The organism is Streptomyces drozdowiczii (assembly GCF_026167665.1).
GTDB classification, from domain to species: domain Bacteria; phylum Actinomycetota; class Actinomycetes; order Streptomycetales; family Streptomycetaceae; genus Streptomyces; species Streptomyces drozdowiczii_A.
On record NZ_CP098740.1, the window covers coordinates 5,738,124 to 5,752,506 of the forward strand.

Below are 14,383 nucleotides of genomic sequence, written 5' to 3' on the forward strand. Positions count from 1 at the left end.
CCACAGGGTGTCGCTGCGTCACCGACGACTAGTAGGGTGACGGACTCGGGGGCCCACTGCACCGGTTCGAGAGTGGGGTAAGAATGGCTGTCGGCATGAGTGGGCCGCGCGCTGCGCAAGCGGACACCGCGGCGGGCGGCCTCGGGCTGGACCCGGACGACCTGCCCGACGGGCTCGTCGTCGCGGACGGGACCGGCCGGATCATCTGCTTCAACGCCGCCGCCGTCCGCATCACCGCCGTGCCGGAGGCCGCCGCACTCGGCCGCCCGGTGGCGCAGGTGCTGCCGCTGGAGGACCTCAAGGGCCGCCGCTGGTGGGAGCTGACCGACCCCTACGGCGGCCTCGCCACCCGGACCGGCCAGCCCGAGCGCAACCTGCTGCTGCCCGGCGGGCGCGAGGTCCTGGTCTCCGCCCGCTATGTGCGCGAGAGCCCGACCGGACCGGTCCGCCGCCTGGTCGTCAGCCTGCGCGGCACCGAGGCCCGCCGCCGCACCGAGCGCAGCAACGCCGAACTCATCGCGACCGTCGCCCACGAACTGCGCTCGCCGCTGACCTCGGTCAAGGGCTTCACGGCGACGCTCCTGGCCAAGTGGGAGCGGTTCACCGACGACCAGAAGCGCCTGATGCTGGAGACGGTGTACGCCGACGCCAACCGGGTCACCCGCCTCATCACCGAACTCCTGGACATCTCCCGGATCGACTCCGGGCGCCTGGAGCTGCGCCGCCAGCCCGTCGACCTGTCCGCCGCCGTCGAGCGCCATGTCCAGGCGCACACCGCGGCCGGCCAGGACCCCGGCCGCTTCCTCGTCCGCACCCGGCAGCCGCTGCCCGCGGTGTGGGCCGACCCGGACAAGGTCGACCAGGTGCTGGGCAACCTGCTCGAAAACGCGGTGCGGCACGGCGAGGGAACTGTCACCATCGACGTGGCACCCGCACCGGCGAAGAGCGACGAGAGGGGAGCGGCCGTCACCGTGAGCGACGAAGGTCCCGGCATCCCCGAGGAGTCGATGAGCCGCGTCTTCACCCGCTTCTGGCGGGGCAGCAAGCGCGGCGGCACGGGCCTGGGCCTCTACATCGTCAAGGGCATCGTCGAGGCCCACGGCGGCACCATCACGGTCGGCCGCGGCCCCGGAGGCGGCGCGGAGTTCCGATTTATGCTGCCCGTGAGCACGCCGGCCTATCTCAGCTGAGGCCCCGAGCGGCCCACGGGCGCCCCACCCGCCCCGCGACCCTTAGACTCGACCCTTGGCACCTTTGCGTCCTCCGGTCTTCGAGCGAGGTCACGGGGGTCCGGGAGTATCCCCCGGTAAGCGCAGCACTCAGCCAATCGGAAGTACGGGAAGAGATGTCGGCACCGAACAAGTCGTACGACCCAGTCGAGGTCGAGGCACTGAAACCGGAAGAGATCGAGCGCATCCGGGACGAGGCGCTCGCCGCCTTCGCCGCCGCGGGCGACCTCGAAGCGCTCGCCCACGCGAAGACGGCGCACACCGGTGGCACCTCGCCCCTGTCGCTCGCCAACCGCGAGATCGGCGCACTGCCCCCGCAGGCCAAGGCCGAGGCCGGCAAGCGCGTCGGCCAGGCCCGCGCCGCCGTGGGCCGCGCCCTCGCGGCCCGCCAGGCGGAGCTGGAGGCCGAGCGTGACGCCCGCGTCCTGGTCGAGGAGGCGGTGGACGTCACCCTGCCCTACGACCGCACCCCGGCCGGCGCCCGCCACCCCCTGACGACCTTCATGGAGCGCGTCGCCGACGTCTTCGTGGCCATGGGCTACGAGATCGCCGAGGGCCCCGAGGCCGAGGCCGAGTGGTTCAACTTCGACGCCCTCAACTTCGTGCCCGACCACCCGGCCCGGCAGATGCAGGACACCTTCTTCGTCCAGGGCCCCGACGGCGCGAAGAACGACGAGTCCGGCGTCGTGCTGCGTACGCACACCTCCCCGGTCCAGGCCCGCACCCTGCTCGACCGCGAGCCCCCGGTCTACGTCGTCTGCCCCGGCCGCGTCTACCGCACCGACGAGCTCGACGCCACGCACACCCCGGTCTTCCACCAGATCGAGCTGCTCGCCGTGGACGAGGGCCTGACCATGGCCGACCTGAAGGGCACCCTCGACCACATGGTCCAGGCGCTCTTCGGCCCGGACATGAAGACCCGGCTGCGGCCGAACTTCTTCCCGTTCACCGAGCCGTCCGCCGAGATGGACATGGTCTGCTACGTCTGCCGCGGCGCGTCCGTCGGCAACCCGGACCGCCCCTGCCGCACCTGCGGCAGCGAGGGCTGGATCGAGCTCGGCGGCTGCGGCATGGTCAACCCCAAGGTGCTCACCGCCTGTGGCGTCGACCCCCAGAAGTACAGCGGATTCGCCTTCGGGTTCGGCATCGAACGGATGCTGATGTTCCGCCACAACGTCGAAGACATGCGAGACATGGTCGAAGGTGACGTCCGGTTCACCCGGCCCTTCGGGATGGAGATCTGATGCGCGTCCCGCTTTCCTGGCTGCGGGAATACGTCGACCTGCCGGCCACCGAGACCGGCCGTGACGTGCAGGCCAAGCTGGTCGCCGTCGGCCTGGAGGTCGAGACGGTCGAGCAGACCGGCGCCGGCCTCACCGGCCCGCTGGTCGTCGGACAGGTGCTGACCATCGAGGAGCTGGAGGGCTTCAAGAAGCCGATCCGCTTCTGCACGGTCGACGTCGGCACCGCCAACGGCACGGGCGAGCCGCAGGAGATCGTCTGCGGCGCCCGTAACTTCGCCGTCGGCGACAAGGTCGTCGTGGTCCTGCCCGGCGCCGTGCTCCCCGGCGACTTCGCGATCGCCGCCCGCAAGACGTACGGCAAGACCTCGCACGGCATGATCTGCTCCGCCGACGAGCTGGGCATGGGCGACGACGGCACCCACGGCATCATCGTGCTCCCGCCCGAGTACGAGGTGGGCACCGACGCCATCGAGCTCCTGGAGCTCCGCGACGAGGTCCTGGACATCGCCGTCACGCCCGACCGCGGCTACTGCCTGTCCATGCGCGGCGTCGCCCGCGAGACCGCCATCGCCTACGGCCTGCCGCTGCGCGACCCGGCGCTCCTGGACGTGCCCGCGCCCAACGCGTACGGCTACCCGGTCAAGGTCTCCGACCCGATCGGCTGCTCCCGCTTCACCGCGCGCACCGTCACCGGACTCCAGCCCGAGGCCCGCACCCCGATCTGGATGCAGCGCCGGCTCCAGAAGGCGGGCATGCGCCCGATCTCGCTCGCCGTGGACATCACCAACTACGTGATGCTCGAACTCGGCCAGCCGCTGCACGCCTACGACCGGACCCGCATCGACGGACCGATCGGCGTCCGCCGTGCCGAGCAGGGCGAGAAGCTCACCACGCTCGACGGCGCGGTCCGCGTCCTCGACTCCGGCGACCTCGTCATCACCGACAACCGCGGCCCCATCGGCCTCGCGGGCGTCATGGGCGGCGCCGACACGGAGATCGCCGACGCCGCCGAGGGCGCGCACACCGCCGAGGTCGTCATCGAGGCCGCGCACTTCGACGCGATCTCGATCGCCCGCACCGCGCGCCGCCACAAGCTGCCCTCCGAGGCGTCCAAGCGCTTCGAGCGCGGCGTCGACCCGCAGGCCGCCGCCGCTGCCGCGCAGCGCACCGTCGACCTGCTGGTCCTCCTGGCCGGCGGCACCGCCGAGGCGGGCGTCACCGAGGTCACCGCCCCGTCCGCGCCCCGCACCATCACGATGCCGGCCGACCACCCCGACAAGGTCGCCGGTGTCGCCTACGGCCGCGAGACCGTCGTCCGCCGCCTCCAGGAGGTCGGCTGCGACGTCTACGGGCAGGACGAGCTCCTGGTCACCACGCCGTCCTGGCGCCCCGACCTCACCGAGCCGAACGACCTGGCCGAAGAGGTCATCCGCCTGGAGGGCTACGAGAACCTGCCCTCCACGCTCCCGACGCCGCCCTCCGGCCGCGGCCTCACCGACCGCCAGCGGCTGCACCGCCGCGTCGGCCGGGCCCTCGCGGGCGCGGGCTACGTCGAGGCGCTGAACTACCCGTTCATCGGCGAGGCGGTCCTCGACCAGCTCGGCCTGGAGGCGGACGACGACCGCCGCCGCACCGTGAAGCTCGTCAACCCGCTCTCCGACGAGGAGCCCTCGCTGCGCACCACGCTGCTGCCGGGCCTCCTCGGCGCACTGCGGCGCAACGACGGCCGCGGCAGCCACGACCTCGCGCTCTTCGAGACCGGCCTCGTCTTCCGGCCCACCGGCGACGAGACCAAGCCCGTCCGGCTGCCCGTCGACCGGCGCCCCTCGGAGCAGGACATCGCCTCGCTCAACGCCGCGCTCCCGCGTCAGCCGCGCCGCGCCGCCGTCGTCCTCGCGGGCGCCCGCGAGCAGGCCGGCTGGTGGGGCAAGGGCCGCCCGGCCGACTGGGCGGACTCCGTCGAGGCCGCGCGTACCGTCGCCCGCGAGGCCGGGGTCGAGGTCATCGTCCGCGCCGACCGGCACGAGCCCTGGCACCCGGGCCGCTGCGCCGCGCTGTACGTCACGGTGGCCGGCGAGGAGACCCTGTTCGGACACGCGGGCGAGCTGCACCCGCGCGTCATCAAGGAGCTCCACCTGCCCGAGCGCACCTGCGCCATGGAGGTCGACCTCGACATCCTGGAGCAGGCCGTCGACGGCGTCCTGCGGGCGCCGCGGATCTCCACCTTCCCGGTGGCGACCCAGGACGTCGCGCTGGTCGTCGGCCAGGACGTGCCCGCCGCCGACGTGGAGCGCGCGCTCCGCGAGGGCGCGGGCGAACTCCTGGAGTCGCTGCGGCTGTTCGACGTCTTCACGGGCGAGCAGATCGGCGAGGGCAGCAAGTCCCTGGCGTACGCGCTGCGCTTCCGCGCTGCCGACCGCACCCTGACGGTCGACGAGGCGAGCGCCGCCCGCGACGCGGCGGTGGCCCTGGCCGCCGAGCGTACGGGCGCGGTGCTGCGCGGAGCGTAGCCCGTACAGCTGTGCGAAGGAGGGGCGTATCCGGCCACCGGATACGCCCCTCCTGTGTGCTCGCCGTCCGTCCCCGCCGTGGAGTGTCGGGCAGGCCGGCGGGGTGGACTGCGCGAATGCGGGCCGCCCTGCTGTACGAGGGGGAGCAGACGGCCCGTCCGCGCCCTGCGAGGGCATTCATTCAAGCGAGCCCGGGGCCGGTGCGGCAGCGTGCGCGGCGGGACGGTTCGGGCATTCCGTTCACACCCCGTGTGAATCGTGCTCCACTGGGGCGACACGTCCTGGCGTGCCGAACCACCGGAGGGGGACATGGGGCCAAGGGAGCCCAACACCGCGCTGGAGGCCCTGATCGAGGAGGCCGGCGTCTCCCGGGCGGGACTGGCCGCCCATGTGAACCGGGCCGGCCGCGCACGCGGTCTCGGACTGCGTTACGAACACACCGCCGTCGCCCGCTGGCTGAAGGGCCAGCGCCCGCGCGGCCAGGTGCCCGACCTGATCTGCGAGGTGCTGGGAAACCGCCTGCGCCGGGCCGTTTCGCTGGACGACATCGGCATGGCGGGCCCCGACGCGGGCCACCCGCCGGCCCAGGGCTCCTCGCTCACCGGCTTCGTGGAACGGGCCACCGCGGTGTGGCGCTGCGACGCCCAGCAGCGCCCGCATGTGGTCGCCGCCCCGTCCGTCACCGGGACGGGTGCCGTGATGCCCGTCTGGGAGTGGGAGAACCCGCCGGAGGACGCCGATGTGTCACGGACCGGGCCGACCGGGGTCGGCGCGGCCGACCTGGCAACCCTGCGGGCCGCCCGTGACCACTACGAACTGATGTACCGCAGGGCGGGCGGCATCGCGACGCGGGCGCGCGTCGTCGGCTTCCTCAACGCCGGGGCCGCCCCGCTGCTGCGCGGCGGCTACAGCGATGCGACGGGCCGTCAGCTGCACCGCGCGACGGGCGCGCTGGTGGCCGTCGCGGGCATCTGCGCCTACGACTCCGACGCGCACGGTCTCGCCCAGCGCTACTTCCACCAGGCGCTGCGGCTGGCCAAGGCGAGCGGGGACCGTGCGCTCGGCGGCTATGTGATCGCCCTGCTGGTCAACCAGTCGCTGTTCCTCGCCGAGTTCCGCCAGTCCGTCGCCTTCGCGGAGGCGGCCCTGCGCGCGGCCGGGCGCGAGATCACGCCCGCGCTCGCCGCCGACCTGCACGCGATGCAGGCCAAGGCGTACGCGAGGCTCGGCGACCGGTCCAGCGCGCTGGCGTGCATCGGCCGCGCCGAGTCCGAGGCCGCCCGCATCCGGCCGGGCCGGGAGCCCGACGAGACGGGTTATGTGCAGCCGGGCCTGGTCGACGTGCAGGTGGCGGAGGCGCTGCTCAGCCTCGGGGACCTGCCGGCGGCCCGGGAGCACGCGGTGGCCGCGGTCCGGACCCCCGCCCACGACCGGGGCCGGGTCCACCGCCTGGCCATGCTCACCACGGTCGACCTGCGCCGGGGCGAGGCGGACCGGGCCGCGGCCACGGCGGTCGAGATGGCGGACCGGGCCCGGGGCATGGAGTCGCAGCGGCTGCGCGACCGGCTGCGGGCGGTCCGGGCGGACCTGGCCGCCAGCGGGAGCGCCGACGCGGAACGGGCCGCCGAACGCGTGGAGGGGGCACTGCGCGTACCGCTGTGAGCCGAAGTCTGCTGCGATACCGCCACCAGCGATCGAAAGGTGGCAGAACCGTGCAGTGGACGAACCTGAACGAACAACCCGTGTACGAGAATCCGTGGTTCCGGGTCAACCTGGCCGATGTCGAACTCCCCGACGGCGGCCGGCTCGACCACTTCGTGATCCGGCTGCGCCCGGTGGCGGCGGCCACGGTCGTCAACGCGGCGAACGAGGTGCTGCTGCTGTGGCGGCACCGCTTCATCACCGACAGCTGGGGCTGGGAGCTGGCGGCGGGCGTGGTGGAGGACGGCGAGTCCCTGCCGGCGGCGGCCGCCCGCGAGATGGAGGAGGAGACCGGCTGGCGCCCCGGCCCGCTCCACCCGCTCCTGACCGTGGAACCGTCCAACGGCCTCACCGACGCCCGGCACCACTTCTACTGGGGCGAGGAGGCGGACCGGACGGGCGACCCGCAGGACGCCTTCGAATCCTCACGCCGCGAGTGGGTCCCCCTGAAGCTGGTCCCCGACCTGATAGCCGGCGGCGAGATCCCGGCGGCGGGCATGGCGGCCGCCCTGATGATGCTGCACCACTTACGACTGGGCTGAGCCGTGTCCCGTACGCGCGAGGGCTCCCCGGCCCCCGCGCGTACGGGCCCGAGCCGTCACGCGTACGGGTAGAACCCCGACCCGGACTTCCGGCCCAGGCGGCCCGCGTCGACCATGCGCTGGAGGAGCGGGGGAGCGGCGTACAGGGGCTCCTTGTACTCGGCGTACATGGAGTCGGCGACCGAGGCGACCGTGTCCAGGCCGATGAGGTCCGCGAGCTTGAGCGGGCCCATCGGGTGGGCGCAGCCCATCTCCATGCCGTTGTCGATGTCCTCACGGCTGGCGATGCCCGACTCGAACATCCGGATCGCCGAGAGGAGGTACGGGATCAGCAGCGCGTTGACGACGAAGCCGGAGCGGTCCTGGGCGCGGATCGGGTGCTTGCCCAGTATGTCCTGGACCACGGCCTCCGAGCGCTTGATGGTCTCGTCCGATGTGGTCAGCGCGGGGATCAGCTCCACGAGCCGCTGCACCGGCGCCGGGTTGAAGAAGTGGATGCCGATGACCTGGTCCGGGCGGGAGGTCGCGACGGCCAGCTTCACCAGCGGGATCGAGGAGGTGTTGGAGGCCAGGATCGCGTCCGGGCGGGTCACCACCTGGTCGAGCACCTGGAAGATCTCGGTCTTGACCTGCTCGTTCTCCACGACGGCCTCGATGACGAGGTCGCGGTCGGCGAACTCGCCGAGGTCCGTGGTGAAGCTGAGCCGGGCCAGGGTCTCGTCGCGCTCCTCCGCCGTGATCTTGCCGCGCTCGGCGGCCTTCGACAGGGAGTTGTGGAGCCGGGTCCGGCCGATCTCCAGCGCCTCGCCGGTCGTCTCGGCCACCTTGACGTCGAGGCCGCTGCGCGCGCACACCTCCGCGATGCCCGCGCCCATCTGGCCGCAGCCCACCACTCCGACGCGTGCAATGTCGGCCATAGAGTCCGTCACCTCGTGCCTTTCGCTGTTCCCGTTCGGCGGCTTCCGTCTGGTTCCGGGCTCCACCACGACTCCCCGACGTTACTCCGCGCCTTACCAGGGATAGCAGCCCGGGGCGTGCATGCTCGGCTCTGGACACCCCCGGTGCCCGGATTGCGCGGATACGGCGGGGCTTCGACGTGTACGGAGAGAGAGCGGGTGCGACGCGATGCGAGGGATGGCCCGGAGAGGGTTCGTGACCGGTGCGGCCGGGGCGGTCGCCGGGGTGGTGGGAGCGGCGGCGGTGGCCGGTGACGCGGTCGCCCGGCCCGGGCGGGCGCCGGCCCTGCCCGGCCCGGCCGCCGGACGCGATGTGGTGCGGCGCGAGCTGCGCGGCGTGTGGGTGGCGACCGTCGCCAACACGGACTGGCCGTCGAAGCCGGGCCTGCCGGCCGCCGCGCAGCGGGACGAGCTGACCGCCCTCCTCGACCGGGCCGTGGAGCGGAAGCTGAACGCGGTGATCCTCCAGGTCCGCCCGACCGCCGACGCGCTGTGGCCCTCCGCGTACGAGCCGTGGGCCGAGTGCCTGACCGGCACACAGGGCAAGGACCCCGGCTGGGACCCGCTGGGCACCGCCGTCCGGGAGGCGCACGACCGGGGCCTGGAGCTGCACGCCTGGTTCAACCCGTACCGGGTCGCCAACCACACCGACCCGTCCCGCCTGACCGCCGACCACCCCGCGCGCCGCAATCCCGGCTGGGTGCTCCCGTACGGCGGAAAGCTCTACTACAACCCCGGCCTGCCCGAGGTCCGCGCCTTCGTCCAGGACGCGATGCTCGACGCGGTCCGCCGCTACGACGTCGACGCCGTGCACTGGGACGACTACTTCTACCCGTACCCGGTGGCCGGCCAGAGCTTCGCGGACGGCGACGCCTACGAGAAGTACGGCGCCGGCTTCCCGGACCGGGCGGCCTGGCGCCGTGACAACACGGACCGGCTCGTGCGCGAGATGTCCGAGCGCGTCAAGGCGCTGAAGCCCGGCGTCCGCTTCGGCGTCAGCCCCTTCGGCGTCTGGCGCAACGCGGACACGGACCCGGCGGGCTCGCGGACGAGGGCGGGGGTGCAGACGTACGACGATCTGTACGCGGACACGCGCGGCTGGATCAGGAAGGGCTGGCTGGACTACGTGGTCCCGCAGCTCTACTGGCACATCGGCAACGCCGCCGCCGACTACGCGGAGCTGGTGCCGTGGTGGTCCGACACGGTACGCGGGACGGGCGTCGACCTGTTCATCGGCGAGGCACTGTACAAGTGCGGCGACCCGGCCCAGCCCGCCGCCTGGCAGGACCCGGCGGAGCTGTCCCGCCACGTCGACTTCGCGGCCGGGCACGACCAGGTCCGCGGCCACGCGTACTTCTCGGCGAAGAGCGTGGCGGCGGACCGGATCGGCGCGATGGACCGCGTGGTCGCCGACCACTACCGCTCGCGCGCGAGGCCGCCGCGCTGAGGGTTACGTGATGTCCGCGTCCCGGCCCGCCGTGCAGCCCGTGTGCTGGACGACGGTGTCGGGGCCCGGCGCGAGCAGATGTTCGTGTCCGTCGTCGAAGCGGACGCGGTACGGGGGAGTGCCCCGGTCTCCGAGCACTTCCACGATCTCCGCGACCCGGTCGTGCTGCCCCACGGTCCTGCCGTGCGTCAGCAGCCGGTCGCCCTTGTGTGCCTCCATCGGGAGTGACCTCCTCGCGGGTGGCGTGCGTGCCGTGCTGCTGACCAGTCTAGGACCGGGTGCGCGACGCGCGCTGGGTGAGCGCGATGCAGACCAGGACCGCTACGGCCGCCACCGGGGCCGCCGCCGCGACCTCCTCGCCCAGCAGGAAGAACGACCAGAACAGCGTCAGCAGCGGCTGGGCGAGCTGGAGCTGGCTGGCCCGGGCGACCCCGATCTCGGCCATGCCCCGGTACCAGACGTACAGGCCCAGGAACGTGGAGCCGGCCGCCACCCAGACCAGACCGACGACCCCGTGCACGCCGAGCCGCACCGGCTCGTACGCCAGCGCGACGGCGGCGCCCGCGATATTCAGCGGCAGCGTGAGGATCAGCGCCCAGCCGGTCACCTGCCAGCCCGGCATCACCTTCGCCAGCCTGCCGCCCTCCGTGTACCCGGCCGCGCACACCAGCAGCGCCCCGAACAGGTACAGGTCCCCGGCCGACAGCGCCCCGCCGCTCTGCGCCACGGTGAAGGCGATCACCACGGCCGCCCCGGCCACCGCCGCCGCCCAGAAGGCGCGGGGCGGGCGCACACCGGTCCGCAGCGAGGAGAAGACCGCCGTGGTCAGCGGAAGCAGCCCGACGACCACCGCGGCGTGCGAGGTCGTGGACGTCCGCAGCGCCAGCGTCGTCAGCAGCGGGAAGCCGACCACCACCCCGCCGGCCACGACGGCGAGCCCGGCCCAGTGCTCCCGGGCCGGCAGCCGGATCCGGGCCGCGAGGAGGAAGCCGCCGGACAGCACCGCCGCGAGCAGGCTGCGCAGCGCGACCAGGGACCAGGGGCCGAAGCTCTCCAGGCCCCAGGCGGTGGAGGGGAAGGTCAGCGAGAACGTCACCACGCCCAGCAGCGCGAGCAGCGTGCCCCGGCGGACCGGGGCGGAAGCCGGAGCGGACGGGCGCGGGCGGTCCTCGGCGGGGGCGACCGCTATCGTGTTCGGCGCAGTAGCGCTACTCTCTGCTCTCATGCATGAGCGTAGCAGCGTGGCGGAACTGGTCACAGCCCTGCGATCCGAGCTGGACCGCTACTCCCCGGGTGAGAAGCTGCCGTCGAGCCGGGCCCTGGTCGAGCGCTTCCGGGCCGGCCCCGTGACCGTCTCGCGGGCCGTCGCCCAGCTCGCCGCCGAAGGGCTCGTGGTGACCCGCCCCGGGGCCGGCGCCTACCGCGCGCAGCCGTCCGCCCGTCCGGCGCCCCCGGCCGGTGACACCTCCTGGCAGGAGGTCTCGCTCAGCGGCGACGGCTCCCCGGAGGCGGTGCCCCGCACCGTCGACGCGTCCGGCCTCCTGGTCAGCCTCGTCCCCCCGCCCACCGGGGTCATCGAACTCAACGGCGGCTATCTGCACGCCTCGCTCCAGCCCGAACGGGCCCTGGCCGCCGCCCTGGCCCGGGCCGGCCGCCGCCCGGGCGCCTGGAGCCGCCCACCGGTCGACGGGCTCACCGAGCTGCGCGCCTGGTTCGCCCGGGACATCGGGCCCTCGCTCGGCGCCGCCGACGTGCTGATCACCGCGGGCGGGCAGAGCGCCCTGGCCACCGCGCTGCGCGCCCTCGCCCCGCCCGGCGCGCCCGTGCTGGTCGAGTCGCCCACCTACCCCGGCATGCTGGCCGCCGCCCGCGCGGCCGGTCTGCGGCCGATGCCGGTCCCGGTGGACTCCGAGGGGGTCCGGCCCGACCTGCTCGCCGCCGCCTTCGGGGCGACCGGGGCCCGCGTCTTCGTCTGCCAGCCGCTCTTCCAGAACCCGACGGGCACGGTGCTCTCCGAGGCCCGGCGCCCCGAGGTCGTCCGGATCGCCCGGGAGGCGGGGGCCTTCGTCGTCGAGGACGACTTCGCCCGCCTCCTCGCGCACGACGACGCGGGCCCGCTGCCGGTGCCGCTCGCCGCCGACGACCCCGACGGCGTCGTCGTCCACACCCGCTCGCTCACCAAGGCCGCCTCGCCCAGCCTGCGGGTGGGCGCGCTGGCAGCCCGGGGCCCGGCCCTGGAGCGGCTGCGCTCCATCCAGATCGTGGACAGCTTCTTCGTACCCCGGCCGCTCCAGGAGGCCGCGCTCGAACTGGTCGGCTCGCCCGCCTGGTCCCGCCACCTGCGCGCCGTGTCCGCCGAGCTGGGCGCCCGTCGTACGGCGATGACGGCGGCGCTGCGGACGGCCCTGCCGGGCCTCGGGCTGGCCCGGGTGCCGTCCGGCGGCGGCTACCTCTGGCTGACCCTGCCCGGCTCCGAGGCGGGCACGGACGAGGCCGCGATGGTCCAGTCGGCCCTGCGCGCGGGGGTGGCCGTCGCCCCGGGGCGCCCGTACTTCTCGGCCGAACCCCCGGCCCCGCACATCCGCCTGAGCTTCGCCTCGGTCGCCGGGCCGCCCGAGATCACGGAGGGCGTGCGCCGACTGCGTACGGCCTGGGAGGGCACGCCCGCAGCCCTGACCCCTACTCCGGCGTAGGTGTGCCCGAAAGTCGTCTTGACCCGCGTCGCGTTGCCCCTCACGATCGCGGCCATGAGTGTTCGGGTCACGCTCCTCGCCGCGGCGCGCGGCTCCGCCCTGCTCGGCGAGCGCTTCGATGACGACCGGCCGCTCGACGAGGCCGGTTGGTACGCGGTCCAGTTCGCCGCCCCGGCCCTGGCGCCCCTGGCCTCCGCCGAGCTGCGCTACTGCTCACCGACCCCGCGCAGCCGCGCCACCGGTGAGGCCCTGGGCTTCCGCCCGTTGGTGCAACCGGCCCTGCGCGACTGCGACATGGGGCGCTGGCGGGGCCGTACGCTCGCGGAGGTCACCGCCCTCGAACCGGCGGCCGTGGACGCCTGGCTGGCGGACCCGCGCTCCGCGCCGCACGGCGGGGAACCGCTGCTCGCGTTCATCTCGCGGATAGGCGGCTGGCTGGACACCCGCCCCGCCTGTGACGGCGCGATCGTCGCCGTCGCCGAGCCGGCCGTGGTCCGCGCGGCCCTCGTCTACGCGCTGAAGGCCCCGCCGGCCACGTACTGGAACGTCGACGTCGGCCCGCTCGCCACCGTCACCCTCACCGGGCGCTCCCGCCGCTGGAGCCTGCGCCTGGAGTAGCGGCATCACGGCCGCCTGTGCCGTTCCGCCGTACCGAGGTCACCCCTCCTGGGCGGGCGTCTCCCTGCCGGCCGTGAGGAGCGACAGCGCCTCGGCGATGGCTCGCTCGGCGGCGGCCTTGTCGATGCCGAGACCGCTGAGTACGCCGGAGCCGTCCTCGTGCTCCAGCAGGGCGAGCAGGATGTGCTCGGTGCCGATGTAGTTGTGCCCCATGCGCAGGGCCTCGCGGAAGGTCAGCTCCAGCGCCTTGCGCGCGTCCCCGTTGTACGGGATCAGCTCGGGGATCTCGCCCTCGGTGGCCGGGGGGAGCGCCTCGGTGGCCGCCTGGCGGACGGCGTCCAGGACCACGCCCTGGGCCTTGATGAACGCGGCCGCGAGTCCTTCGGGCTCGCTGAGCAGGCCGAGGACGAGGTGCTCGGTGCCGATCTCGGGGTTGCCGGCGGCCCGTGCCTCGTTCTGGGCGGCCATCACCACGTTCTTGGCGCGCGCGGTGAAGCGGCCGAAGCCCTGGCTCGGGTCGAGGTCGGTGCCCTCGCCGGGGGCCTTGGCGACGAAGCGCTTCTGGGCGGCCTGGCGGGTCACGCCCATGCTCTTGCCGATGTCGGTCCAGGAGGCGCCGGAGCGGCGCGCCTGGTCGACGAAGTGGCCGATCAGGTGGTCGGCGACGTCGCCGAGGTGGTCGGCGGCGATGACGGCGTCCTGGAGCTGTTCGAGGGCGTCGGAGTGGACCTTCTTGATGGCGTCGATCAGGTCGTCGAGACGGACGGGCTGCGACGGGACTACGGGATTCGTCATGTGTCAACCGTAAGTTGACAGTCCTGGAGTGTCAACTATCGGTTGACAGTGCACGCGTCTCCGAATGCGGAAACGCGCCGTCCGACGGGAAGCGTCGGGCGGCGCGTCAGGTCTGCCGGGGATCCGGGATCAGAGGATGCCGGAGTCCGCGATGGTGATCTTCGCCTGGGTGCGGCCGCTCTGCGAGCCGAGGCCCTCGATCTGCTTGACCAGGATCATGCTGTCCTCGTCGGCGACCTCGCCGAAGACGACGTGCTTGCCGTCCAGCCAGGACGTCACGATCGTGGTGATGAAGAACTGCGAACCGTTCGAGTTCGGACCGGCGTTGGCCATCGAGAGCAGGCCCGGCTTGGTGTGCGCCAGCTCGAAGTTCTCGTCGGGGAACTTGTTGCCGTAGATGCTCTTGCCGCCCGTGCCGTCGCCGCGCGTGAAGTCGCCGCCCTGGAGCATGAACTGCGGGATGACGCGGTGGAAGGAGGAGCCCTTGTAACCGAAGCCGTTCTGGCCGGTCGCCAGCTGGCGGAAGTTCTCGGCGGTCTTGGGAACTATCTCGTCGAACAGATTGAAGACGATCCGCCCGGCGGGAGCGTCGTTGATGGTGATGTCGAAGTAAACCTGGCTCGTCATACGACTATCCTGACATCCACC

The 14,383-nt window shown here is 73.4% G+C and carries 13 protein-coding genes; 8 read left to right on the forward strand and 5 right to left on the reverse strand.

Translation table 11 applies throughout. From position 1 onward, the window contains the following. Positions 1 to 83 precede the first annotated feature (83 nt). The 5 genes from NEH16_RS26145 to NEH16_RS26165 all read left to right on the forward strand — a co-directional run bounded on the left by NEH16_RS26145 (position 84) and on the right by NEH16_RS26165 (position 7,226). On the forward strand, positions 84 to 1,190 hold the full coding sequence (locus tag NEH16_RS26145) for a sensor histidine kinase (protein WP_374215601.1): 1,107 nt from the start codon (positions 84 to 86) through the stop codon (positions 1,188 to 1,190). Between the two features lie 155 nt (positions 1,191 to 1,345). After that, a complete protein-coding gene (gene pheS / locus NEH16_RS26150) occupies positions 1,346 to 2,473 on the forward strand; it encodes a phenylalanine--tRNA ligase subunit alpha (RefSeq protein ID WP_073967872.1) in 1,128 nt (375 codons plus the stop codon). Continuing rightward, entirely contained in the window at positions 2,473 to 4,983 is a 2,511-nt protein-coding gene (gene pheT / locus NEH16_RS26155) for a phenylalanine--tRNA ligase subunit beta (RefSeq protein WP_265545273.1), read from the forward strand. Before pheS ends, pheT begins: the two co-directional genes overlap by 1 nt. A 309-nt stretch (positions 4,984 to 5,292) precedes the next feature. Then, positions 5,293 to 6,645 (forward strand): transcriptional regulator, encoded by a 1,353-nt coding sequence (locus tag NEH16_RS26160; protein ID WP_265545275.1) that lies wholly within the window; start codon positions 5,293 to 5,295, stop codon positions 6,643 to 6,645. Positions 6,646 to 6,695: 50 nt separating this feature from the next. Next, entirely contained in the window at positions 6,696 to 7,226 is a 531-nt protein-coding gene (locus tag NEH16_RS26165) for an NUDIX domain-containing protein (RefSeq protein WP_265545277.1), read from the forward strand. Positions 7,227 to 7,282: 56 nt separating this feature from the next. Here NEH16_RS26165 and NEH16_RS26170 read toward each other — a convergent pair whose 3' ends face one another. Further along, a complete protein-coding gene (locus NEH16_RS26170; RefSeq protein WP_073967866.1) occupies positions 7,283 to 8,143 on the reverse strand; it encodes a 3-hydroxybutyryl-CoA dehydrogenase in 861 nt (286 codons plus the stop codon). Positions 8,144 to 8,378: 235 nt separating this feature from the next. Between NEH16_RS26170 and NEH16_RS26175 the strand changes: the two genes are divergently transcribed. After that, positions 8,379 to 9,629 (forward strand): glycoside hydrolase family 10 protein, encoded by a 1,251-nt coding sequence (locus NEH16_RS26175; protein ID WP_265545278.1) that lies wholly within the window; start codon positions 8,379 to 8,381, stop codon positions 9,627 to 9,629. A gap of 3 nt (positions 9,630 to 9,632) precedes the next feature. Here NEH16_RS26175 and NEH16_RS26180 read toward each other — a convergent pair whose 3' ends face one another. Together NEH16_RS26180 and NEH16_RS26185 are read right to left on the reverse strand one after the other, a co-directional pair. Beyond that, positions 9,633 to 9,848, reverse strand: a complete 216-nt coding sequence (locus tag NEH16_RS26180; RefSeq protein ID WP_265545279.1) for a DUF1918 domain-containing protein — start codon at positions 9,846 to 9,848, stop codon at positions 9,633 to 9,635. Between the two features lie 49 nt (positions 9,849 to 9,897). Then, positions 9,898 to 10,854, reverse strand: a complete 957-nt coding sequence (locus tag NEH16_RS26185; RefSeq protein WP_265545280.1) for a DMT family transporter — start codon at positions 10,852 to 10,854, stop codon at positions 9,898 to 9,900. Between NEH16_RS26185 and NEH16_RS26190 the strand changes: the two genes are divergently transcribed. Both NEH16_RS26190 and NEH16_RS26195 read left to right on the forward strand, forming a co-directional pair. Then, positions 10,853 to 12,322, forward strand: a complete 1,470-nt coding sequence (locus NEH16_RS26190; protein WP_265545281.1) for a PLP-dependent aminotransferase family protein — start codon at positions 10,853 to 10,855, stop codon at positions 12,320 to 12,322. The genes NEH16_RS26185 and NEH16_RS26190 overlap by 2 nt on opposite strands. A 54-nt stretch (positions 12,323 to 12,376) precedes the next feature. Continuing rightward, positions 12,377 to 12,940, forward strand: coding sequence for a histidine phosphatase family protein (locus tag NEH16_RS26195; protein WP_265545283.1), 564 nt, complete (start codon positions 12,377 to 12,379; stop codon positions 12,938 to 12,940). A gap of 39 nt (positions 12,941 to 12,979) precedes the next feature. On the opposite strand, the gene NEH16_RS26200 is transcribed toward NEH16_RS26195, so the two are convergent. Then, positions 12,980 to 13,735: a Clp protease N-terminal domain-containing protein gene (locus tag NEH16_RS26200; protein WP_073967862.1), complete on the reverse strand. Its 756-nt coding sequence runs from the start codon at positions 13,733 to 13,735 to the stop codon at positions 12,980 to 12,982. 129 nt (positions 13,736 to 13,864) lie between these two features. After that, complete coding sequence (locus NEH16_RS26205) at positions 13,865 to 14,362, reverse strand: peptidylprolyl isomerase (RefSeq protein ID WP_265545285.1); 498 nt, start codon at positions 14,360 to 14,362, stop codon at positions 13,865 to 13,867. Between the last annotated feature and the right edge of the window lie 21 nt (positions 14,363 to 14,383).

Coding starts and splice junctions, on each gene's coding strand:
- NEH16_RS26145 (WP_374215601.1), top strand. CDS start 84: ATGGCTGTCGGCATGAGTGGGCCGCGCGCTGCGCAAGCGGACACCGCG.
- pheS (WP_073967872.1), top strand. CDS start 1,346: ATGTCGGCACCGAACAAGTCGTACGACCCAGTCGAGGTCGAGGCACTG.
- pheT (WP_265545273.1), top strand. CDS start 2,473: ATGCGCGTCCCGCTTTCCTGGCTGCGGGAATACGTCGACCTGCCGGCC.
- NEH16_RS26160 (WP_265545275.1), top strand. CDS start 5,293: ATGGGGCCAAGGGAGCCCAACACCGCGCTGGAGGCCCTGATCGAGGAG.
- NEH16_RS26170 (WP_073967866.1), bottom strand. CDS start 8,143: ATGGCCGACATTGCACGCGTCGGAGTGGTGGGCTGCGGCCAGATGGGC.
- NEH16_RS26180 (WP_265545279.1), bottom strand. CDS start 9,848: ATGGAGGCACACAAGGGCGACCGGCTGCTGACGCACGGCAGGACCGTG.
- NEH16_RS26190 (WP_265545281.1), top strand. CDS start 10,853: ATGCATGAGCGTAGCAGCGTGGCGGAACTGGTCACAGCCCTGCGATCC.
- NEH16_RS26185 (WP_265545280.1), bottom strand. CDS start 10,854: ATGAGAGCAGAGAGTAGCGCTACTGCGCCGAACACGATAGCGGTCGCC.
- NEH16_RS26195 (WP_265545283.1), top strand. CDS start 12,377: ATGAGTGTTCGGGTCACGCTCCTCGCCGCGGCGCGCGGCTCCGCCCTG.
- NEH16_RS26200 (WP_073967862.1), bottom strand. CDS start 13,735: ATGACGAATCCCGTAGTCCCGTCGCAGCCCGTCCGTCTCGACGACCTG.
- NEH16_RS26205 (WP_265545285.1), bottom strand. CDS start 14,362: ATGACGAGCCAGGTTTACTTCGACATCACCATCAACGACGCTCCCGCC.